This window comes from Nocardiopsis sp. NPDC055551 (assembly GCF_053619415.1).
Genome location: NZ_JBSHJJ010000001.1, coordinates 18,731 through 40,256 on the forward strand (window position 1 = coordinate 18,731; position 21,526 = coordinate 40,256).

General features: G+C 69.9%; 18 protein-coding genes. 7 read left to right on the forward strand and 11 right to left on the reverse strand.

Going from position 1 to position 21,526, the window contains the following annotated elements; translation table 11 throughout:
- Window positions 1-64 precede the first annotated feature (64 nt).
- Window positions 65-1,222, reverse strand: coding sequence for a PucR family transcriptional regulator (locus ACWGSK_RS00085; protein WP_452454797.1), 1,158 nt, complete (start codon window positions 1,220-1,222; stop codon window positions 65-67).
- 225 nt (window positions 1,223-1,447) lie between these two features.
- On the opposite strand from ACWGSK_RS00085, the gene ACWGSK_RS00090 reads away from it, so the two are divergent.
- Window positions 1,448-2,272, forward strand: a complete 825-nt coding sequence (locus tag ACWGSK_RS00090) for an aldo/keto reductase (protein ID WP_452454798.1) — start codon at window positions 1,448-1,450, stop codon at window positions 2,270-2,272.
- 11 nt (window positions 2,273-2,283) lie between these two features.
- On the opposite strand, the gene ACWGSK_RS00095 is transcribed toward ACWGSK_RS00090, so the two are convergent.
- Both ACWGSK_RS00095 and ACWGSK_RS00100 read right to left on the reverse strand, forming a co-directional pair.
- Window positions 2,284-2,439 carry a hypothetical protein gene (locus tag ACWGSK_RS00095; protein ID WP_452454799.1) on the reverse strand — a complete coding sequence of 52 codons (156 nt, stop codon included), beginning with the start codon at window positions 2,437-2,439 and terminating at the stop codon, window positions 2,284-2,286.
- Window positions 2,436-3,353, reverse strand: a complete 918-nt coding sequence (locus ACWGSK_RS00100; RefSeq protein WP_452454800.1) for a DMT family transporter — start codon at window positions 3,351-3,353, stop codon at window positions 2,436-2,438. The genes ACWGSK_RS00095 and ACWGSK_RS00100 overlap by 4 nt, the downstream gene beginning before the upstream one ends.
- Before the next feature lie 68 nt (window positions 3,354-3,421).
- On the opposite strand from ACWGSK_RS00100, the gene ACWGSK_RS00105 reads away from it, so the two are divergent.
- Window positions 3,422-4,021, forward strand: coding sequence for a TetR/AcrR family transcriptional regulator (locus tag ACWGSK_RS00105; protein ID WP_358506343.1), 600 nt, complete (start codon window positions 3,422-3,424; stop codon window positions 4,019-4,021).
- Here ACWGSK_RS00105 and ACWGSK_RS00110 read toward each other — a convergent pair.
- Window positions 4,012-4,890 (reverse strand): sulfotransferase family protein, encoded by an 879-nt coding sequence (locus ACWGSK_RS00110; protein WP_358506346.1) that lies wholly within the window; start codon window positions 4,888-4,890, stop codon window positions 4,012-4,014. The genes ACWGSK_RS00105 and ACWGSK_RS00110 overlap by 10 nt on opposite strands.
- Window positions 4,891-5,055: 165 nt before the next feature.
- Here ACWGSK_RS00110 and ACWGSK_RS00115 point away from each other — a divergent pair, with 165 nt between their 5' ends.
- Entirely contained in the window at window positions 5,056-5,862 is an 807-nt protein-coding gene (locus tag ACWGSK_RS00115; RefSeq protein ID WP_452454801.1) for an SIR2 family NAD-dependent protein deacylase, read from the forward strand.
- Window positions 5,863-5,893: 31 nt separating this feature from the next.
- Here ACWGSK_RS00115 and ACWGSK_RS00120 read toward each other — a convergent pair whose 3' ends face one another.
- The 5 genes from ACWGSK_RS00120 to yczE all read right to left on the reverse strand — a co-directional run bounded on the left by ACWGSK_RS00120 (window position 5,894) and on the right by yczE (window position 14,753).
- A complete protein-coding gene (locus tag ACWGSK_RS00120) occupies window positions 5,894-9,154 on the reverse strand; it encodes an NACHT domain-containing protein (RefSeq protein ID WP_452454802.1) in 3,261 nt (1,086 codons plus the stop codon).
- 133 nt (window positions 9,155-9,287) lie between these two features.
- The gene (locus tag ACWGSK_RS00125) at window positions 9,288-9,962 is read right to left on the reverse strand and encodes a uracil-DNA glycosylase (RefSeq protein ID WP_452454803.1); all 675 of its coding nucleotides are present in this window, start codon (window positions 9,960-9,962) and stop codon (window positions 9,288-9,290) included.
- Window positions 9,963-10,062: 100 nt separating this feature from the next.
- A complete protein-coding gene (locus tag ACWGSK_RS00130; protein WP_452454804.1) occupies window positions 10,063-11,685 on the reverse strand; it encodes a protein kinase domain-containing protein in 1,623 nt (540 codons plus the stop codon).
- Window positions 11,686-11,888: 203 nt separating this feature from the next.
- A complete protein-coding gene (locus ACWGSK_RS00135) occupies window positions 11,889-13,694 on the reverse strand; it encodes a glycoside hydrolase family 15 protein (protein WP_358506568.1) in 1,806 nt (601 codons plus the stop codon).
- A gap of 381 nt (window positions 13,695-14,075) precedes the next feature.
- The gene (yczE, locus tag ACWGSK_RS00140) at window positions 14,076-14,753 is read right to left on the reverse strand and encodes a membrane protein YczE (protein ID WP_358506360.1); all 678 of its coding nucleotides are present in this window, start codon (window positions 14,751-14,753) and stop codon (window positions 14,076-14,078) included.
- 155 nt (window positions 14,754-14,908) lie between these two features.
- Between yczE and yczR the strand changes: the two genes are divergently transcribed.
- The gene (gene yczR / locus ACWGSK_RS00145; RefSeq protein WP_358506363.1) at window positions 14,909-16,369 is read left to right on the forward strand and encodes a MocR-like transcription factor YczR; all 1,461 of its coding nucleotides are present in this window, start codon (window positions 14,909-14,911) and stop codon (window positions 16,367-16,369) included.
- Window positions 16,370-16,397: 28 nt separating this feature from the next.
- On the opposite strand, the gene ACWGSK_RS00150 is transcribed toward yczR, so the two are convergent.
- Together ACWGSK_RS00150 and ACWGSK_RS00155 are read right to left on the reverse strand one after the other, a co-directional pair.
- Window positions 16,398-17,387, reverse strand: coding sequence for an aminoglycoside phosphotransferase family protein (locus tag ACWGSK_RS00150; protein WP_358506365.1), 990 nt, complete (start codon window positions 17,385-17,387; stop codon window positions 16,398-16,400).
- A gap of 24 nt (window positions 17,388-17,411) precedes the next feature.
- The gene (locus ACWGSK_RS00155; RefSeq protein WP_452454805.1) at window positions 17,412-18,233 is read right to left on the reverse strand and encodes an alpha/beta hydrolase; all 822 of its coding nucleotides are present in this window, start codon (window positions 18,231-18,233) and stop codon (window positions 17,412-17,414) included.
- Window positions 18,234-18,589: 356 nt separating this feature from the next.
- Here ACWGSK_RS00155 and moaA point away from each other — a divergent pair, with 356 nt between their 5' ends.
- From moaA to mobA, 3 genes are all read left to right on the forward strand, one after another.
- A complete protein-coding gene (gene moaA / locus ACWGSK_RS00160) occupies window positions 18,590-19,597 on the forward strand; it encodes a GTP 3',8-cyclase MoaA (RefSeq protein ID WP_452454806.1) in 1,008 nt (335 codons plus the stop codon).
- A gap of 120 nt (window positions 19,598-19,717) precedes the next feature.
- Window positions 19,718-20,905, forward strand: coding sequence for an RtcB family protein (locus ACWGSK_RS00165; RefSeq protein WP_452454807.1), 1,188 nt, complete (start codon window positions 19,718-19,720; stop codon window positions 20,903-20,905).
- 21 nt (window positions 20,906-20,926) lie between these two features.
- Window positions 20,927-21,508: a molybdenum cofactor guanylyltransferase gene (gene mobA, locus ACWGSK_RS00170; protein ID WP_452454808.1), complete on the forward strand. Its 582-nt coding sequence runs from the start codon at window positions 20,927-20,929 to the stop codon at window positions 21,506-21,508.
- The last annotated feature ends 18 nt before the right edge of the window (window positions 21,509-21,526 follow it).

Consider the following 21,526-nt stretch of genomic DNA (forward strand, 5'->3'; position numbering starts at 1 on the left):
CCGCACGGTTCCTACCCATCCGTCCCGCCTTCCGCACCCGGGTTCCGGCCAGGGCACGGCGGGCTCAGGGCGCGATGGCGCAGGCCGTCTCCAACACGAATCGCGACCAGGGACGGTGCGGATCATGACCGGTCAGTTCACGGACCCGACGCAGTCGGTAGCGCAGGGTCTGGGCGTGCACGTGCAGCTCGTCGGCGGCGGTGGTGGCCGCCCCGGACCGGAAATAGGCGCCCAACGTCTCCAACAGGTGCCGGTGTTCGAGGTTGAGCAGTGGGCCCAGGACCGTGCGGCGCACCGTGGCCGGGGCGACGCCGCCACCGTTGAGCAGGGCGAGCACACAGGCGTCGGCCTCACGGAGCAGACCGTCGTCGCCCAGGGCGTGGGGTGGCGCGGTCTCCAGGGCGCCGTCCGCCAGCCGGTAGGCCGCCGACATGTCGCCGAGCGCGCGTGGCGCCAACGCGCATCCCCGTAGGCCCCGTTCCACCATCGCGGCGATCACGCGCGCGGCGTCCTGGGCCGCGACCAGTACCACCACCCGGCCCGAACGCGTGGTCACCAGCGGGTCCGCGCCGGTCACCTCCCGCAACAGGTCCAGGCCGGTCGCCACGGTCGCGCCCGACTCCCCGTCGGGTTCGACCACCACCAACGTCGCCGGGTCGGGTGGCGCGATGCCCAACGTGCGCGCCCGGTCGCGGATCGCGCCGGGGGAGGACTGGCGGCCGATGAGCAGGTCGTCGAGCAGGGCGCGGCGGGCCCGTTCCCGGTCGGCGTCGAGACGGTCGGCGGCCTCGACGTGGCCCTGGGATAGGCTCTCGGAGATCTGGTCGAGGGAGGTCAACCAGAGTTCGCCCAGAGCGAACACGTCGTCGGTGTCGAGCCGATCGCCCGCCCGCTCCCGGATGATCCGCACCGCGGCGGCCGAACCCACCCGGTGCGCGCGCACCACCGCGCCGATGGACCGGCCGTCGGCGGCGCGTGTCCGCCCGATGCCACGCAGCCGCTCCACGTCCTCCTCCGCAAGCCGGTCCGCGCCGCGCACCCATAGCTCCATCGAACGGGTGACCAACCACGACGTGATCGCCCGGACCTCCGCCAGCTGCGAGGTGTGCAGCGCCCGGTAGGCGGGCACCTGCGCGTACACCTCGGTGACGATCCGCTCGACCAGCGCGCCACGGTCCCGCCCGAGTTCCGCGCTGACCCGAAGCCGGTCCTCTTGTCCCATTCGTCCCCTCCCGGGTTCGGGCGGGCAGACTATCGCCCCCCCGCGCGGGAGTGGCCGGGTCCGGCCATCCGGGTGAAAAGCCCGGCCGACAGCGGCGCAGCCTCAGGTCCGCACCAGCGCCGACGTGGCAGTATGCGCACAGTGGTCGAACAGACCACGAATACGGGAGCAAGAAGGACGACGTACACGGCGATCGGCCGGTCGGACCGACGGGGGATGAGGACGATGACGGTTCCCACCATCACACTGAACAACGGGCTTCGCATGCCACAAATGGGCTTCGGCGTGTGGCAGGTACCCGATGACGCCGTGACCGCGGCGGTCATGGAAGCCTTGGCCGTCGGGTACCGCAGTATCGACACCGCGGCCTCCTACGGCAACGAGGCCGGTGTGGGGGAGGCACTGCGCCGTTCCGGGCTGGCGCGGGACGACGTGTTCGTCACCACCAAGGTCGCCAATCCCGACCACGGCTACGACCCCACCCTGCGCGCCTTCGACGCCAGCGCCGAACGTCTGGGGACGGACGTGGTCGATCTCTACCTCGTGCACTGGCCACAACCCGGGCACGACCGGTACGTGTCCACGTGGAAGGCGCTGGAACGCCTCTACTCCGAGGGCCGGGCACGTTCGATCGGGGTGTGCAATTTCAACCGCCCACACCTGGAACGTGTCCTGAGGGAGGGCGGAATCGCCCCCATGGTCAACCAGATCGAGTTGCACCCGCTACTGGCCCAGGCCGAACTGCGCGCCTTCGACGACGAGCACAACATCGTCACCGAGGCGTGGAGTCCCTTGGGCTCGGGACGGTTGCTGGACCATCCGCTCATCGTGGAGATCGCCCGGGAACTGGGACGGACCACCGCGCAGATCCTGCTGCGGTGGCACATCCAACTGGGCAACGTGGTCATTCCCAAGTCGGTCACGCCCGAGCGCATCCGCTCCAACTTCGAGGTGTTCGACTTCGAGTTGTCGCGGGAGGCGATGGAACGCATCGAGGGACTCGACGAGGGGCGTCGCTTCGGTCCCGACCCCGAGACCCTGGAGAGTTGAGGGGGCCGAGGTCAGCGCAGCTCGCGCACCCTGCGGGCGCCGGCCAGCATGGCCTCGGTTCCGTTGCGACGAGTCCGCGCGACGTATACGGCGCCACCGACGAAGATCGAGAGGAAGATCCCGACCACGACGATCAGGGCCAGGACGGACAGCACAGTAGAGATCATGCACTCATCGTAGCCGTACCCGATCGCACCAGCCATACCGCCATCAGGCACACGCCCAGGCCGGCCAGGGCGCCGGGGCCCACGGGGTCGCCGAACATCCACCAGGTCCACAACATCGTGGTGGGCGGGGTGAGGTAGAGCAGCGCCGAGACCCGGGCCACGCCGGTGCGCGCCAGGTTGACCCAGTACAACCCGTACCCGCCCAGGGTGGACAGCACCACCACCCAGAGCACCGCCGCCCAGAACCCCGGTTCCATGGGTGGGGCGAGGGTTCCGGTGACCGAGGCCAGACCCATGAACAGCACCGCGCTGACCGTGCACTGCACGGCCAACGCCTCGATCAGGTTCCCGCCGGGCCGGGTCCGACGCTCCACCAGGGTGGCCGTCACCAACGACAGCATCGCCCCCAACGGCAACAGGTAGGCCCACCAAGGGGCGGCTTGCGCGCCCAACAGGTCGGAGCCCACCGCCAACCCCACGCCGCCCAGTCCCACGGCCAGTCCCAGGACCTGCCGGCCGCGCACCGATTCGCCCAACAGGGGGATGGCCAGGGCCGTGGCCACCATCGGTTGCAGCGCGGCGACCAACGCGCTCGTACCGGCCGACACCCCGTGTTCGGCGGCGGCCACCACGCCGTACAGGAAACCGGCCTGCGCGAGTAGCCCGATGAGGGCGTGCAGGGCCAGGTCGCGACGGCGCACGCGCGAGCCCCGCCATAGGCACCAGGCGACCAACGCCGCGGCCACCAGGAGGAACCGCCAGGCCAGCAGGGTCGTGGAGGACGCGTACCGGGTGCCGAGCTCGGCTCCGACGAAACCCGAGCTCCACATCACCACCAACCCCACCGCGAGCAGCGGTGTGACCAGGTCGGTGCGGCGGGACGGGGCGCGGGGCGCGGTGGTGGAGAGACTCATGCCATGGAGGTAAACACACCGGTCGGTATACTCACCATGTAGTCGCCGGACCCGATCAGGGAGACGTCATGCACACCATCGAACAGCGCCCGCTCACACCCGCCGCCCGTCGGGTCCTGGAGGTCGCCTCCGAGCTCTTCTACAGCCGGGGCGTCAACGTCGTGGGCATGGAACTGATCGCCGAGGAGGCCGGAGTCACCAAGAAGACCATCTACGACCGCTTCGGGTCCAAGCAGCGCCTGGTCGTCGCCTACCTGCGCGCCCGCGACCTACGGTGGCGCGACTTCCTCACCTCACGGGTGGAGGCGCACGATCCGCCCATCGACCGGATCGTCGCCACCTTCGCCGCCTTGGACGAGTGGATGGACCGGGAGAACGAGCGCGGCTGCGCCATGGTCAACGCCTACGCCGAACTCTCCGACCCCGAACACCCCGGTCGCGCCGTGGCCCAAGAGCAGAAGCACTGGCTGCGGGACCTGTACCGGACCCTGGTCGCGCGGACCGGAGCCGGAGAGCCCGACGCCTTGGCCGACACCCTCGTCATGCTCCACGAAGGAGCGGTGGTCGCCCGCAACGTCACCGGGATCGCCGACGCCGCGCCCACCGCGAAGGAGGCCGCCCGGATCCTGCTCCGCGCACATGGGGCGGACGGCCCCGATCAGAGGTAACCCAGACGGGACAGCTCGTTGCGGGCCACCTCGTGCACGTCACCGTGGTCCCGGCGGGACAACCGCTCCTTCCACGAGCCCACCCCCGAGTCGTCGCTCAGCAGCTCGCCGGCCGACACCCGCGCCCCGGTGAACTCCCTCAGCTTCTCGGCGGTCTGCACCTCGCCGCCGCGCACGTCCTCGTACCGCAAAGTCAACAGTTGGTCTGGGCCGATCTCCCGGCGCAACCCGGCGGACATGCGCAACGCGCCCCGCCACCGCATCGCGCACTTGGTCGCCGTCGATCCCTCGGTGAACCGCTCCAGGTCCGACTCCTCGTCCAACCCGAAGAAGTGGTTGGGGAACTCGTGCTCCAACTTCATGAAACTGGGCTTGAGCCAGGCCAACGACAGCTCGTCCTCCAACATGTCCGCGACGACGTCACGGCCATCGCGGATGATCTGCACGAACAGGGCGTCGGAGAAGGCCGCGTGCAGGGCGCCGGCGCTGTAGAGCAGGTCGGGGCTGGCGTCGCCGTAACGGCGCACCCTGGAGCTGTGCTCACACGGCTCGGAGGCCGTGTTCGCGGGCACCCGGGCATACGGGCCCGGACACTTCGGGCAGGTCAGGGGGGTGAGCTGCCAGGCCTCCGCGTAGGCCTCCCGGAACAGGCTCGCGGTCGCCGAGGCCTTCTCCGAGGCGAGGGAGGGGCGTCTGGCCACCGCGTACACGGTGTTGAGCACCCCGGAGGAACCGGCTCCCACATGGAAGCCGGGCGCGCGGGACAGGGCACGGGCGATCAGCGGAACCCCGGAGTGAGGGGCGCCCAGCACGAACACCGGGCGTTGGACCTTGGTCCCGTTGACCACGAGAATGTAGGACTGCTTCATGATTGTGTGCATTTTGGCACCCTTTGCCCCCCTCGTGCGCATCGGTGGGGCAATGCGACCACCCGCCCCACACGTACCCGAGAGTACGACGTCGGCTTCCGCCCGGGCCCGCGGCTCGTGGCGGGCCGTGCGGAAGGGGGATCACGGGCGTTGTAAGAATGGAGTATGGCCTCGATGACCGACGACACCGCGAGCTTCGCCGACCCCGAGGGGTTCGAGCACGCCGCCGAACTCCTCACGTCCGCGCGACGCATCACCGTCCTGACCGGCGCGGGGGTGTCCACCGACTCCGGAATCCCCGACTACCGCGGTCCCCAGGGGTTGTGGACCAACGATCCCGACGCCCAGGCGTTGTCGGACATCGACTGCTACATGGGCGACATCGACGTGCGCCGCGAGGTCTGGTCGTCGCGCCGCGCCCACAGCGTGTGGAAGGCAGAACCCAACGACGCGCACCGCGCCCTGGCCGACCTGTCCGCGTCGGGCAGGTTGCGCGCCCTCATCACCCAGAACATCGACGGCCTGCACCAGCGCGCGGGGGTCCCCGACGAGCAGGTCATCGAGGTGCACGGCACGATGCTCCGGGTGATGTGCATGGAATGCGGGCTGCGCACCCCCAGCCCCGCCGTGCTCGCCCGCCTGGACGAGGAGTCCGATCCCCGATGTGTGGAGTGCGGAGGGATCCAAAAGTCCGACACCATCTCCTTCGGCCAGCGATTGAACCCCGAGGTCATCGAGAGCGCCGCCGAGGCCGCCCGCGACTCCGACGTGTTCTTGGCCATCGGTACGTCCCTGACCGTGCACCCGGTCGCGGGGCTGTGCGACGTCGCCATGATGTCCCGCTCCGCCCTGTGCGTCATCAACGCCGAACCGACCCCCTACGACGACTACGCCGGCGCGGTCCTGCACGACCCCATCGGCCGGGTCGTCCCCGCCCTGGTCAAAAGGGTCCTGGCGGACCAGGTGCACTGACCACGGAGCGCCGGTCCGTCGAACGAACTCCTCACCATCCGGAGGAACCCCACCACGCACCGGAAACGTCGGCGTCCTCCGCGGGTTCCTGCGATACCGGGGAAGACGGGTACGACACCGGGGGCAGTGGCGGGTACCGGAAGGTCCCCGCGGAGGGTGGGGCGGGGCTCGGCGCGTCGAATCCGTCCCGCTCCGCGTCCCTTTCCATGAACCTGAAGATCTCACCGCGCAGTCGACGGAGCGACTCCATGACCTCCGGTGTCTCGGCGGAGCGGTTCCCCGCCTCCCGGAGGGCGTCCTGGGCCATCCGGGCCAGGGTCTGGCGCTGTTCACCGTGCCGGGGCTCGGGCCAGGAACGCAGGTCCTCCAAGGCCTGTCGCAGGACGGTCAGGGTGACCCCGCCGGCGTCGAAGGCGAGCAACCGCCGATAGCGGGTGAGCCGTTCGTCGACCTGCTCCGCGGAAAGACCGTCGAGCGGCTCCAGGCGCAGCCGCAACACGTCGTGGGCCACCTCCCAGACCCCCTCCTCCCCGGGGTCCTTGGCCACGAATCTCCCCAGTTCGTGGGAGACGTGCTTCAAGTAGGGGGAGAGGGTCAGCGCCAACCGGGAACCGGTTCCGTTGACCCGCAGCGTCAGGGAACGCAGGAATCGGTGCGCGACCGTTCCCGCCGGGATCTCGATCTCGTACGGATTGATGTAGGACGGGGCCGCGTGGGCTTCGTGGCGCAGTTCGAAACCCGTGCACTCGCCGAGGTTGACCGGGCCGCCCCTCTCGCGTTCCAGGACCGAGACGGGGTCCTGGCTCTCCCAGAACCCCAGGTGTCGGACCCGCACCGTCTCCAGGATCCCGAACCACTGTGAGGCGGGCAGTAGACGCCACAGACCCACCATGCGGCGCCAGGTCTGGCGTGGGTCCGGCACGTCGTGGTAGAGCTCCGTCAGCGGAACCGGCTCCTCGGTGAGCAGAACCAACAGGGTGATCAGGTTCGCCGTGTAGCACGCCTCCCGGGTGGCGATCGGCAGCCGCTTGGGTTCGTACTCGGCGAAGGAACGGTTGGGGGCGGGGAAGGGTGCCTCGCGGAACAGGTCGATCAACAGCTCCCGCAGGTCGTCTCCGAGCCCGGGATCCTCCCGCACACGGGCTTGGAGCATCTCGTCCAGGAAGGACACCACCTTGTCCCGTCCGGCGAAGGCGGCGAAGGAGGACAGGGCGTAGAGCTCGCCGTCGTCCAACCGGGACGCCCGGTTCCGTCGGCGCGTGGCCCGGCTCCGATCCTCGGCGAGTTCCTCCAGTACCGCCACCACCAGGCGGGCCACCAGGTACTCGCCGAAGGTCGCGTGCAGGAACTCGAAGGCGCTGCTGGTGCCCTCCGCGGTTTGGGCGCGGTCCTCGTGGACGAAGAAGAACCGGCCCAGCACCTGGTGGGCGGGGGCGATGGTGCCGTGCAGGCCCGTGTCCTCGGGGCGTTCGGCCGCCTCGGGCATCAGAACGGACAGGTCGTATTCCAACTCCTCGGCGCGCACGCTCTGCAGGCCGCGGGCGAACATCGCCATCGCGACGACCTCCAGGCGGCGTAGCTCGTCCTCCACCGCCTCCTCGCGGGCCCGTCCGCCCAGGCGGGCGCGGTGCTTTTCCACCTCGCGTTTGGCGAACATCGTCAACAGGCGTTCGTACAGCTCGCCGTGGGAGAGCGTCTCTGAGTCCCGGCGCAGCGCGTTGCCGTGCGCGTCGTAGATGAGCAGCATCAACATCAACAGCGGCTGTTCCGCCAGCTCTCGGTAGTGGAGAAGGGACCGGGCCTCCAACGGCAGCAGGCCCTTGCGCTCGAACGCCTCGGCGTTGGCCTGGTTCCACACCCGCAAGAGCTGTTCGATCTGGCCGTCGTCGAAGGGCTCCAACCTGATGACCGTGGTCAGTGACGGAAACCGGGTCCGTTCGGTCACCAGGGTGCGGCTGGTGACCATCACGACCACCGGTTGCCCCAGTGCCTCCTGTTGTTGCTGGAACTCCTGGACGCGTTCCAGGTAGTCGGAGCGGTCCACGCCGGTGGCCTGGAGGAGTTCGTCGAACCCGTCCAGGATGATCACCGGCAGGGCGCCGTCGGCGTCGTCGGCCAGGTCCCGCCAGGAGATCGAGGTGTGCAGGTCGGCGTTGAGCCCTTCCTCGATCTGGGTGTGCAGGGGCGCGTTCGGGCTGACCGAGCGCAGCTCCACCCGGATGGGCAGGAAGTCCTCGGGGGGTAGCTGGGCGGCGAGCATCTCGGTGAACTTGGACTTGCCCGCGCCCGGATGCCCCAGGACCACCACCGGGTACTCGGTGGCGCGCGGATGCGTGATCAACGAGGCCACCAGGGTCTGGAGGTCGTCCTGGACGGGGAACTCCCGCCACCAGCGGTCGAGGGCGGGGGAGCTGCCGCTGTTGATCAGGGTGATGCGCCCGCGCGGGGGGATGTAGGCCTCGCGTAGCGAGGGCAGGGAAAGCCCGGAGGGGACTTCGTCCGACCGGAGCACGGGACGGTTGAGCACCGCCTGGTAGGAGGCGGAGAGCTCCCGTCGACGCCGCGAGACGGGGCGGTCCGAACCGATCCGGGTCAGCTGTTCGTGCAGGTCGGCCAGGCCGGTGCCGATCTCCCTCCGGTCGCGTTCGCGTTCGGACGTGTGCAGCCACATGGCGAACTCGGGGATGTCGGCCCCCAACCGCAGGATCCCCTCCTTGAACCGGGCCGAGGCATGGCGGGCCAGGGACCGTTGGAACCTCTCCTTCAGTGGGTGATCCGGGGTGAACCCGTTCCGTTCGGCCACGGCGAGTCCGAACACGAAGGACGTGAAGTCGCCCGTGGCGCCGGTCCGCTCCAGAGGCCAGTCGATCCCCGCGCGGCCCGACCCCGAGTGGGTGAAGGGGAACAGGACGCGGGTGCCCTGGCTCAGGTGCCGCCCCAACAGCGTGTACTGCTCCTCGGCGGTGATCTCCAGTTCGTCGATCCCGAACGGTAGGCCGACCTCCTCGAAGGCCTCCTCGGCCCCTTCGAAGAACGAGGTGATCACCAGGACCTGGTAGGCGGCCGAGATCTTCTCCGTTCGCGACATCCGGCTCTGGCCCTTGAGCTTGTCTCGGATGCCCTCCAGGGCCTTGCGTCCCTTGCCCACCAGCGCGCCGCGCACCCCGAACAGGTCCGGGACGCCTATCAGCCCCAACCCGCCGTCGGCGAGTTTCTCCGCCAGGTCCAGGACCTCGGAGTCGTTCTCGCCGAGGGTCCGAAGCGCGTCTTCGTAGCCGAGTCTTCTCGCCATAGCCGGGGGTGGCCTTTCCGGGTTCGAGGGGGTGGAACGCGGCGGACCCGGCGCCGGGGGAGGCACCGAGTCCGTGGGCTGGTTCGTGTTCGAGGGTGGAATTTGCGTGAGGGCTCCCAGGGGATGGGAGTGCCTAGGGCAGCCGCCAGTTCACCGGTTCGGCGCCTTGTTCGGCCAACAACGCGTTGGTCCTGCTGAACGGCCTGGAACCGAAGAAACCGTTGCGCGCCGACATCGGGCTGGGGTGGGCGGACTCCACGCAGGGGACCCCGGGCATCAGTGGCCGCAGGTTTCGGGCGTCGCGTCCCCACAGGATGGACACGAGCGGCCGGCCGCGGTCGGCCAGGGCGCGGATGGCCTGTTCGGTGACGGCCTCCCAGCCCTTGCCTCGGTGCGAACCGGGGTTGCCCGGAGCCACGCTGAGCACACGGTTGAGCAGCAGGACACCTTGCTCGGTCCAGGGAGTGAGGTCGCCGTTGGAGGGCATCGGCACGCCGAGGTCCTCACCCATCTCCTTGTAGATGTTGCGCAGGCTCGCGGGCAGACGCACGTCGGGGGCCACGGAGAAGCTGAGCCCCACGGCGTTGCCCGGGGTGGGGTAGGGGTCCTGACCCACCAGGAGGACGCGCACCTGGTCGAAGGGCTGCTGGAAGGCGCGTAGGACGTGGTCGCCCGCGGGCAGATAGGTGCGCCCGGCGGCCACTTCCTGACGGAGGAAGTCGCCCATCGCGGCGATCTGTGGGGCGACCGGCTCCAGCGCCTTCGCCCAGCCGCTGTCCATGATCTCGTTCAGGTCCCTGGATGACATGGCCAGAACACTAGTGCCCACCACCGACACCCGCGTCCGATTCCGCCGATCGATGGTGGTTTTCGCACGATCGCCACGGAACCCTTGGGGCCTCGAAGGATCAGGGGGTGTGGGCGCGCCAGAGGGTGAGGTGGGTGCGAATGCCACGAGTGCTCTCGGCCTCTTCCCCGTGGACGCGGACGTGGTCGGCGAGCAGCGCCTCGTACTCGCGCACCGCCTCCGCCGGGCGGCCGTCGTAGCCCAGGTAGGCGGCGCGGTAGTGGCGGGCGCGCAGGGTCACCGGGGCGTCCGCGCCGCGCAGTCGGGCAAGGTCCGGGATCAGCGTGCCGAGCAGGTCCACCGCGCGGCCCGACTCGCCGGCCTCGCCCACCTCGAACCCCAGGTACAGGCGTGCGGTGAGCACCTTGGTCGAGTCGGGTCCACCGACCGCGACCAGGTCGGGTAGGAGCGCTTCCAGGGTGCGGGCGGCCAGGACGTGGTCGCCCGCCCGGCCCGCGTTGGTGGCCAGGTAGTAGCGGGCCGCCAGGGTCTCGGGGTGGCGCGTCCCGTAGACCCGGATCAGGTCGGGCAGGAGCGTCTCGAACCCGGTGACCGCCTCGCCGTGGTCGCCGCCCTTGCCGGTGGCGTACGCCTCCCGACGGCGGGCGCGCAGCGTGTCCGGGTGGTCGGCCCCGTACACCGCTCGCAGCAGCGGGATCAGGGTGCGCAGCTCCTCGGCGGCGGTGTCGAAGTCGCCCTCGTCGACACGGTCCCTGGCGGCGTCCACCAACTCCGTGAGCCGGATCGGGTACGCGTCGCCGCTGATCTCCGGCTGTTGCCCCTGCTGTGCGCGGGGCGGGGTGGGCGTCGGCTTGGTGACCGGGATCGGAGCGGACCGGTACGGCAGGTGCGGGGCCAGACGGTCACGCACCTCCTCGGCCCCGGCCGGGCGTTGCTCGGGCTTCTTGGCGAGCATCTGCGTCACCAGTTCGGACAGCGCCGGCGGGATCTCCGGGCGCAGCGCGCAGGGTCGCCGGGGCTTCTGGTTCAGGTGCATGCGCAGCACCGTGAGCGGGCGGTCACTGTGGAACGGGGGCTCACCGGTCAGCATCTGGTACAGGATGGCGCCCAGCGAATACAGGTCCCCGGCCCGGTCCACACGGTCCCCGCGCACCTGCTCGGGGGGCATGTACAGCGGGGTACCGATCACCTGTCCCGTCCGGGTGATGCGGTCGTTCTGGGTCGCCGCGACCACCGCCGCGATACCGAAGTCCAGTACCTTCAGCCCGGGCCCGTCGGGGCCGTCCTCGATCACCATGAGGTTGCCCGGTTTGACGTCCCGGTGGACGATCCCGGCGGCGTGCGCCGCGCTCAACCCCGCCGCGGCCTGCGACACCAGCGACGCCGTCAGGTCGATCGGTATCGGGCCGTTGTCCTTGATCATCTCCGACAACGGACGTCCCGGCACCAGTTCCATCACCGTGAACACCACGCCCCCGGCGTCGTGACCGAAGTCGTGCAGGATCACCACGTTGGGATGCCCCGCCAGGCGTGCGGTCAGCCGTGCCTCGCGGCGGAATCGGGCCGCGACCTCGTCGGAGTCCGCGCGTCCGGGCTGGATCAGCTTCACCGCGACCGGTCGATCCAACAACTCGTCCACGGCCTGCCAGACCTGGCCCATCCCGCCCGCGCCCAGCTTGGACAGAAGGCGGTATCGGCCGCCCAGGACCCTCTCCTCAGGCACGCGTGACCCCCTGCGATCGGACTGAAAAACCCTCGCCCCTGACCGATGGCGGTCACGATGGCCTACGGGGCGTAAGCGTACAACCGCTCCCGATACGGTGTTCGAGGTGTCCGCGGGCACCTGAGGCCCGACTCGCACGTCGGACCGACGACGAACGCCCCCGCGCGCCGAGCGTACGAGGGCGTTCCGTTCCGCCGAGATCGCTACTCCGCGCGCCAGCCGCCCTGGCGGTCCTCTAGGTTCAGCGCCGTGGTCACCAACGGCACGTGGCTGAAGGCCTGTGGGAAGTTGCCGACCTGCCGCCCCGAGCGCGGGTCCCACTCCTCGGCCAGCAGACCCACGTCGTTGCGCAAGGACAGCAACCGCTCGAACAACTGCCTGGCCTCGTCCTGGCGGCCGATGGACAGCAGCGCGTTGGCCATCCAGAAGCTGCACGCCAGGAAGGCGCCCTCGTCACCGGGCAGTTGGTCGGCGGAGTCCTCCAGGTCGGTGCGGTAACGCAGCACGAACCCGTCCACCATCAGGTCCTTTCGGACCGCGTCGATGGTGCCGATGACCCGGGGGTCGTCGTAGGGCAGGAACCCGACCTCGGGGATGAGCAGCAGGGCGGCGTCCAGCTCCTTGCTGCCGTAGTACTGGGTGAAGGTGTTGCGCTGCGGGTCGTAGCCGTATTCGCACACCTCGGCGTGGATGGTGTCGCGCAGCGCCGTCCATCGTTCGATGGGCCCTTCCTTGCCGAACTCCTCGATGCTGCGCACGGCGCGGTCGGCCGCCACCCACGCCATCACCTTGGAGTGCACGAAGTGCTGCCGTGGTCCACGTACCTCCCACAGGCCCTCGTCGGGTTCGTCCCAGCACCACTCCAGGTAGTTGACCAGGGACCTCTGCAACCCCCACAGGTGGTCGCCGCCACGGATCCCGGATCGTCTGGCCAGGTGCAGCACGTCCATGACCTCGCCGTACACGTCGAGCTGGTACTGGCCCACGGCGGCGTTGCCGATCCGTACCGGGCTGGAATCCTCATAGCCCGGCAGCCAGTCGGCCTCCCACTCGGTGAGCCGTCGTTCGCCCCGGATGCCGTACATGATCTGCATCAGCTGGGGTTCGCCCGCGACCGCGCGGACCAGCCACTCGCGCCAGGCCTGCGCCTCGTCCTTGTACCCGGAACGGATGAGGGCTTCCAACGTGATGGTGGCGTCGCGCAGCCAGCAGTACCGGTAGTCCCAGTTGCGGACCCCGCCGATGTCCTCGGGCAGGGAGGTGGTGGGCGCGGCGACGATACCGCCAGTGGGCTGGTAGGTGAGGGCCTTGAGCACGATGAGGGAACGCACCACCGCCTCCCGGTAGGGGCCCTCGTACCTGCACTGGCTGACCCACTGTTCCCAGAAGCGCTCGGTGCGCGAGAGCGCCTTCTCGGCGTCCAGGTGGTCGGACTCCTCGACCTGGGAGGGGTGCCAGGTCATCACGAAGGGGATCCGCTGGCCCTCGTTGACGGTGAAGGTGGCGTCGTGGGTGAAGTTGTGCCCCTTGAGGTGGACGGGGCTGCTGAGCCAGACGGCGTCGGGGCCGGCGATGGCGACCAGTTCGGAGCCGGTCCGGTGCACCCAGGGGACGACGTGCCCGTAGTCGAAGCGGATGCGCATCGCCGTGCTCATCTCCACCGTGCCGCGCACACCCTCCACGATTCGCACGATGTGCGGGGCGCCGCCGCGCGGTGGCATGAAGTCGATGACCCGTACCGTGCCGGTCTCGGTGTCCCATTCCTGTTCGAGGATGAGGGTGCCGCCCCGGTAGCGGCGCCGGTCGGCGTGGGTGGTGCCACCGGTGGGGCGCAGGCTCCACAGGCCGTTCTGTTCGTCGCCCAACAGGGCGGCGAAGCAGGCGGAGGAGTCGAAGTCGGGCAGACAGGCCCAGTCGATGGAACCGTCGCGACCGACCAGCACGGCTGTCTGCATGTCGCCGATCACTGCGTAGTCTTCAATCCGGCCGGGCACGCGGCACACCCCCATCACGTCGTCACGAGTATGCGGTAGGCGCTGATGTCCCCGACCGAACGAGGGGCATCGCGCCGTCGCGAATCGCGGTGCGCACGTCCGTGCGCACGCCCCCTCGGGGTTTCGTCGCCCGACCTCTCCATGGGTCGGGGCGCTGTTCGGGCCACAGTTCCCCCGGTCGTCCGTCGCCGCCTCACCCGGTTATGTGCCCAAGTGAGGGCAGCCGAAAAGAACGGTGGGAGAAAGTGTCGATCCCGACCCTCGCCGTTTACCGCGATCCCCATCTTCCACGCTCCACGGGGTCGTCGCCACCCTTGGGTGCACGTGCATATGCCGGTGCGCGGAAGTATGAGGTGGAATGGGGAGTTTTTCCGTGGAGAAGTTATGTCGTGGTGATCATCGAGGTGTCTGCTCCGGATTCCCCTCGCCGTGGGAGGTCGGCTCCGGCATTCGCATCATCGGCAGGAACACCTGTGCCAGTGGGCCGATGGCCACCATGAACACCACTGTGCCGATCCCCACGGTGCCGCCCAGCAGGAAACCGGCCAGCGCCACGGTCAGTTCGATGAGTGTGCGGGCCAGGCGAACGGAGAGCCCGCGCGCGGCCAACCCGGTCATGAGTCCGTCCCGGGGCCCGGGCCCCAGTCCCACCCCGATGTAGCAGCCGGTCCCCACCGCGCACACCAGTACGCCCCCCACCAGGAGCGTCACCCGCCAGAACATGAGGTCGGTGGTGGGCAGCAGCCACAGGGACAGGTCCGTGGAAAGCCCGATCACGACCACGTTGCTCAGCGTGCCGACCCCGGCCTTCTGGCGCAGCGGGATCCACAGCAGCATCAACAGCGCGCCGATGATCACGCTCCAGGTGCCGATCGTCAGCCCCGTCTGCAGGGACAGGCCCTGGTGCAGCACGTCCCAGGGCGTGGCGCCCAGGTCGGAGCGGATCAGCATGGCTCCGCTGAGCCCGAACAGGTACAGGCCCAGGTAGAGCTGGACCAGGCGGCGCAGACGCGGACGCGGCAGCGCGGGGGTGATCAGGATCCTGGACGCCAGGGTGCGGACCGTACTGGACACGGCCTTCCTTTCAAAGTCATCTCAAGCAAGTCATCCTGTCATTGGATGACAATCAACCAGGGGGAGCCACATCGGTATCGTGGACCAAGAAATCCCGGAAATGAAGAGCCAATCAGGACAAGTGGTCTGATTCAGACCCACCGAGGTGGACCCCTTTGGTAAAACCGCGCAGCGACCGTCCCGGAACCGGAGGCGGAACCCGACGGATCAACGGGCGTCTGCTCGCCCGTCTCATCGGCGAGGCGCCCGTCGAACGCCCCTACTACCTTGCCATCGCCCACGCCATCAGTGGCCTGGTCCTGGACGGTCGTGTGCCCACCCACACCCGCCTGCCGGCCGAACGCGACCTGGCCACCGCCCTGGGGCTGAGCCGCAACACCGTCACCGCCGCCTACGCCTGGCTGCGCGACAACGGCTACCTCGACAGCAGGCAGGGCGCCGGAAGCTGGACGGTCCTGCCCGACTCCGGAAGCCACGAACCCTCCACGTTCGCGCCGGCCACCGAGCACATCGACCTCGGGGTGGCCGCCCCGCCCGCCGTGGCGGGACTGCGCGAGGCCTCCTTCCACGCCTCGGAACAGCTCGCCGCGCACGTCGCCGGCATGGGCTACTACCCCTATGGGTTGCCCGAACTACGCCACGCCATCGCCCGTCGCTACGTCGAGCGCGGACTGCCCACCACACCCGAACAGATCTTCGTCACCAACGGCGCCCAACAGGGCATCACCCTGGCCATGGACCTACTGGTCCAGGAGGGCGACCAGGTGCTGCTGGAGTCGCCCACCTACCCGCATGGGCCGGACGCCGCACGCCGCAACGGGGCGCGCATCCGCACCACGGGGGTGACCCCGCAGGGATGGGACATGGAGTACCTGGTGGACGCGTTCCGCCAGTGGAAACCGGCCGTGGCGTACACGGTCGCCGACTTCCACAACCCCACCGGCGCGCTGATGGACGACGACGAACGAGGCGTCCTGGTCCGGGAGGCGCGTCGCGCCAACACCCACCTCATCGTCGACGAGTCCGCCGCGGAACTGGCCATCGACTCCGGTGACCTGCCCGCCCCGGTGGCCGCCCACGACATCGACGGGCGGGTGCTGACCGTGGGGTCGGTGGCCAAACTGTTCTGGGGTGGGCTGCGGGTGGGCTGGGTGCGCGCCACTCCACCGATGGTGACCCGGCTGATGCAGGTGCGCCAACGCTTCGACCTGGCCGGTTCGGTGCACGACCAGCTCACCGCCACCCACCTGCTCGCGGACGTGTTGCGCATCCGCGCCGAACGCAGTCGGGAGTTGCGCCGCAACCGGGACGCCCTCCTGCGCGCCCTGCGCGAGCGGCTGCCCGACTGGCGGCCGAGCGTGCCCGGGGGAGGACTCGTGCTGTGGGCGACGCTGCCACAGCCGGTGGCGAGCGCACTGTCCACCACCGCGATCCGGCACGGGGTCCACCCGGCGGCCGGGCCGGTCTTCGGCGCGGACGGGACCCTGGAGCGGTACCTGCGCCTGGCCTACACCCGCCCGCCTGAGGTCATGGTCGACGCGGTGGACCGCCTGGCCGCCGCCTACGCCGAGATCCTGGCCCACCCCGCCCAGCCGCGCGGTCGCCTGTACGTGTGAGGGCCGGCCCTTCAAAAGGTCGGATCGGTCAGGGACCGGACCCTTGCCGGGCACCGTCCCCATCGTGAACCGCCACACCCAGTTCCGTCAGCGCCCGCCACCCGACCCGTGCGACCTCGGCCTTCGGTACCGCGGCGAGCGTGATCGCCTTCACCAACCCGATCCCCCTCGCCCGTGCCTCCGTGGCCTCGTCGAGGCCGCCGTAGGCCCGGTAGGCCTCGCCCACGGCGTCGCGCCGCAGCAGCAACCACAGGAAACCCAGGTCCACCGCGGGGTCCCCTCGCGCGATGTCGGACCAGTCGATGATGCCGCCGAACCGGCCCTCGTCGGAGATCACGTTGAACGGGTGCAGGTCGGCGTGGATCCAGACCCGCGGGGCGTCGTCGGGCACCGCGAGCGCCCGCCCCCACAGTTCCTCCACGGCGCCCGGGTCCACCATCGGTCCCCGCCCCGCCCCCACCGAGGGCAGGGTCCGCAAAAACCTTCGGAGCACGGGATCCCGCTCGGCGAGCCGAATGCTCTGCTCGACATCGAACGGGGCGTCGGCGGGCGCGGGCCGGTGGATCTCGGCCAGGGCCCGACCCAGGTCCGGCGCCGCCGACGCCTCCAGGGGGTGTCGTGCCGCGTTCCGGCCGGGAAGCCAGGACGTGACGGCCCAATTCCAGGGGAACTCCTCACCCGGGACACCCGTTCGCACGATCCGCTGCGTGGGGAAGGTCCACCCTTCGCTCAGTTCCCTCACCCACCGGACCTCCACCGCCAACGAGGCGATCGCTTCCCGGTGACGCGGTAGTCGGACCGCGAGGTCCTCACCGAGTCGGAACACGGCCATGTCGAAGCCCTCGACAGGGTCGGTGATCTCGCGATCGGCCAGGTCCGGGTGCTGCTCGCGCAGCAGAGCGCGCACGACCTCCCGCGAGGTCGCCACCTCCGAGGGCGGTGGTGTGAGCGAGGGCATCGAGCGGCCGTACGATTCGTCGTGCCGTCCGGACTCCGACGTCGGCGGTGGGATGGTCATGCGCCTCGGCTCCTCGTTGTGGGATCAGTTCGTGAAGCGGTGGGCGAAGCGGATCACCTCGGCCAGGACCTCGTCGCGGTCGGTCTCGTTGAACACCTCGTGCCGGGCGCCGGGGAAGATCCGCGCGGTGAAGTCCTCACCGGCGAGCCTTTCGATCCCCACCCGAGTGTCGGAGACGGGGACCAGCGCGTCCTCGCTGCCGTGCACCCACAGCATGGGCAGCGAACCCACGGTCCCGGACGCGTTGCCGCGCTCCAGTTCGGTGAGCAGCGCCTCGACCGTGGTGCGCTTGAACGGACCATGCCAGACCAGTTCGTCGGCCAGGTAGGCCCGCCCCACCTCGGGGTCGCGGGACAGGACGGAGGGGTCGATGGGGTCGTCGGGGATCTCCGTGGCGGCGGCGAGCCGTTCGGCCGTGGTCCAACGGCCCAGGACCGGCCCGGACAGCACCAATGCCTGCAACGACTCGGGGTACACCTGGGCGTAGCGGGCGGCGATCATGCCGCCCATGGAGTGGCCGATCAGCACCAAGGGGATCGTGCGGTAGGCGGTGCGCGCCTGGGTGACGACGCGGTGGACGTCCTCCACCACACCCGCGTAGTCGTCGATCAGGACGCGCTCGCCGGAGGACCGTCCGTGTCCGCGGTGGTCGGCGCCGTAGACCACCGCGCCGGCCGCGCAAAGGTCCTCGGCGACCTGGTCGTAGCGGCCCAGGTGTTCGCCATAGCCGTGCACCAGGACGGCCAGCCAGGTGGGTTCACCCGTCGTGGGCGCCCAGGCCCGTGCCGCCAGCTTCGCCGAACCGTCGGGCCCGCCCGCCAGGGCCCACTCGCGTGTACTGATCACCGTGTCCTGCCTCCTTGTCGCCGTGCGGCTCTGGGACGATCGAACCGTCGTCCTCGGTAGAGCATGGGGCATCGGGTACGGCGATGTCATCACCCGTGGTGCCGGTCCGGCCGCCGAGAGGACACATGAAGCGATTCTTCGGAAACGTTCGGACAACGATTCGTGTTGTTCCTTGGGGTGAAGGTCCACACGTGGGCGGAGATCCTGGTGGTCACCGACGAAATGCGGCAAAAGGCGCGATTGATACTACTCACCGTGAAAGTGGATCTTCTACGCTGTTGAGTGGGTATCCCTCGGGTGGGTGCAAATTGGCGTACCGCCTACTCGGCAATTCAGACTGGAGAGGGTGACCGCCTGTGCTGTCCGACTCCTATGGGCGCGTGGCGACCGACCTCAGGGTCTCGCTCACCGACCGCTGCAACCTCAGATGCACCTACTGCATGCCTCCTGAGGGCCTGGAGTGGCTGCCCAAACCGGAACTGCTCACCGACGAGGAACTCCTGCGACTGGTCCGTATCGGGACCACTCGTCTGGGCATCGACGAGGTCCGTTTCACCGGTGGCGAGCCCCTGCTGCGGCGCGGCCTGCCCGGCATCGTCGCCGGCACCACCGATCACGAGCCCCGCCCGCGCACCGCCCTGACCACCAACGGCATCGGGCTCGCCCGGATGGCCCCCGCGCTCGCCGAGGCCGGGCTGGACCGGGTCAACGTCTCCCTCGACACCCTCGACCCCGTCGTGTTCGAGAAGCTCGCCCGACGTCGTCGCCTGGACGACGTCCTGGAGGGGATGGCCGCCGCCGCGGACGCCGGCCTCACCCCCGTCAAGGTCAACACCGTGCTCATGCGCGACATCAACGACCACGAAGCGCCCGACCTGCTGCGTTTTTGCATCGAACGCGGCTACGAACTGCGCTTCATCGAGCAGATGCCGCTGGACGCCCAACACGGCTGGCGGCGTGACAACATGATCACCGCCGACGAGATCCTCGGACGGCTGGAGGCCGAGTTCGACCTCGAAGCCGCCGACGCCGACACCCGGGGCAGCGCCCCGGCCGAGCTGTTCCACGTACGAGGTGCGAACTTCCCCGATGGTCGCACCGCCACCGTCGGCGTCATCGGATCGGTGACCCGACCCTTCTGCGGGGCCTGTGACCGGGTGCGCCTGACCGCCGACGGCCAGATCCGCAACTGCCTGTTCGCCCGCGAGGAGTCGGACCTGCGCACGCCCCTGCGCGAGGGCGCCACCGACGACGAGATCGCCGAGCGCTGGAAGGCCGCCGTGGCGAGCAAACTGCCCGGTCACGGCATCAACGACCCCAGCTTCCTGCAACCGGCCCGCCCGATGTCCGCGATCGGCGGCTGACCCGCCCGCCCCGACCGGCGACCGCGAATATTCGGTTGCCCGCGACCTCCCGTTCTGACTTGATGTCCCGGGGGCGCCGACCGGCGCCCCCGGGGCCGACACGAAAGGGAGGTGGCCCCCATGTCCTACACCGAGGTTCCCGGCGAACGAGTACCGATCCGTATGTGGGCCGACCCGAACGGGGTCGAGTCCGCCGCCATGGAGCAGCTGCGCAACGTCACCCGCATGCCCTGGACCCACGGCCTGGCCGTCATGCCCGACGTCCACTACGGCAAGGGCGCCACGGTGGGTTCGGTGATCGCGATGCGCGACGCCGTCAGCCCCGCCGCGGTCGGCGTCGACATCGGCTGCGGCATGACCGCGGTGCGCACCGGACTGAGGGCCGGGCGCCTGCCCGACAACCTGCGTCCCCTGCGCTCGGCGCTGGAGGCGACCATCCCGGTCGGTTTCCACGCCCACGACGAGCCCGTCGACCCCGCCCGCGTTCCCGGCCTGCGCAGCTCCGGCTGGGACACCTTCTGGGCCGGATTCGACGACCTGGCCGAGGCCGTCCGCCCCCGCAACGAGCGCGCCCGTCGCCAGATGGGCACCCTGGGCGGCGGCAACCACTTCCTCGAAGTGTGTCTGGACGACGACCAGACCGTGTGGCTGGTCCTGCACTCGGGGTCGCGCAACATCGGCAAGGAACTCGCCGACCACCACATCGGCCGGGCCCAGGCGCTGCCGCACAACCAGGACCTGCCCGACCGCGACCTGGCGGTGTTCCTGTCCGGAACCCCGGAGATGGACGCCTACCGGCGCGACCTGTTCTGGGCCCAGGACTACGCGCGTCGGAACCGCGACGTCATGATGGGCCTGGCCTGCCGGGTCCTGGCCGACCAGGTCCCCGGCACCACCTTCGAGCAGTGGATCTCCTGCCACCACAACTACGTGGCCGAGGAGACCTACGACGGGGTGGACGTGCTCGTCACCCGAAAGGGCGCCATCCGCGCCGGTTCGGGCGAGTTCGGCATCATCCCGGGCAGCATGGCGACCGGGACCTACATCGTGAAGGGGCTGGGCAACCCGGCCTCGTTCAACTCCGCCTCCCACGGGGCGGGGCGTCGGATGAGCCGCAACAAGGCGCGCAAGACCTTCACCGAGGCCGACCTGGCCGAACAGACCAAGGGCGTGGAGTGCCGCAAGGACCGGGGCGTCGTGGACGAGATCCCCGCCGCCTACAAGGACCTCGAATCGGTGATCGAGGCCCAGACCGACCTCGTCCAGGTGGCCGCCCACCTGCGCCAGGTCGTCTGCGTCAAGGGCTGAACCGTAGGGCATGCTGGGGACGTGAGCGAGTACCTGGACGCGGTGATCCTGGCCGGGGGAGCGGCGACCCGCATGGGCGGGCTCGACAAACCCGGCCTGACCATCGCCGGACGCACCCTGTTGGAACACGTCGCCGCCACCGTGCGCGCGCACGACCCCGACGCCGGCGTCACCGTGGTCGGACCCGAACGGGACCGGCCACGGGCCGCCTACGTCCGCGAGGACCCGCCGGGCGCCGGCCCGGTGCCCGCCCTGCGTGCCGGTCTGTCTACCGTGCGCGCCCCCTGGTGCGCGCTGCTCGCCGCGGACCTGCCCTACCTGCGCCCCGACCACCTCGCCGCCCTGGCGCGTGCCGCGACCTCCACGAACGGTGCCGTGCTGGTGGACGCCTCGGGACGCGAACAGTGGCTCACCGGCCTGTGGCGCACCGACGTCCTGCGCGAGGCCCTGGCCGCCTACACACGGCGATCGCTCTATGGACTGCTCGGTCCCCTGGAACCCGCGCACGTGCCGCTCTGCGGAGCCCCGGACTCCTTCGACGTGGACACACCCGAGGCCCTCAGCCGAGCACGCGCGGACCTGGAGAAGCCCACCGAGGGCTGAACCCGGTCCCGGTCCCGG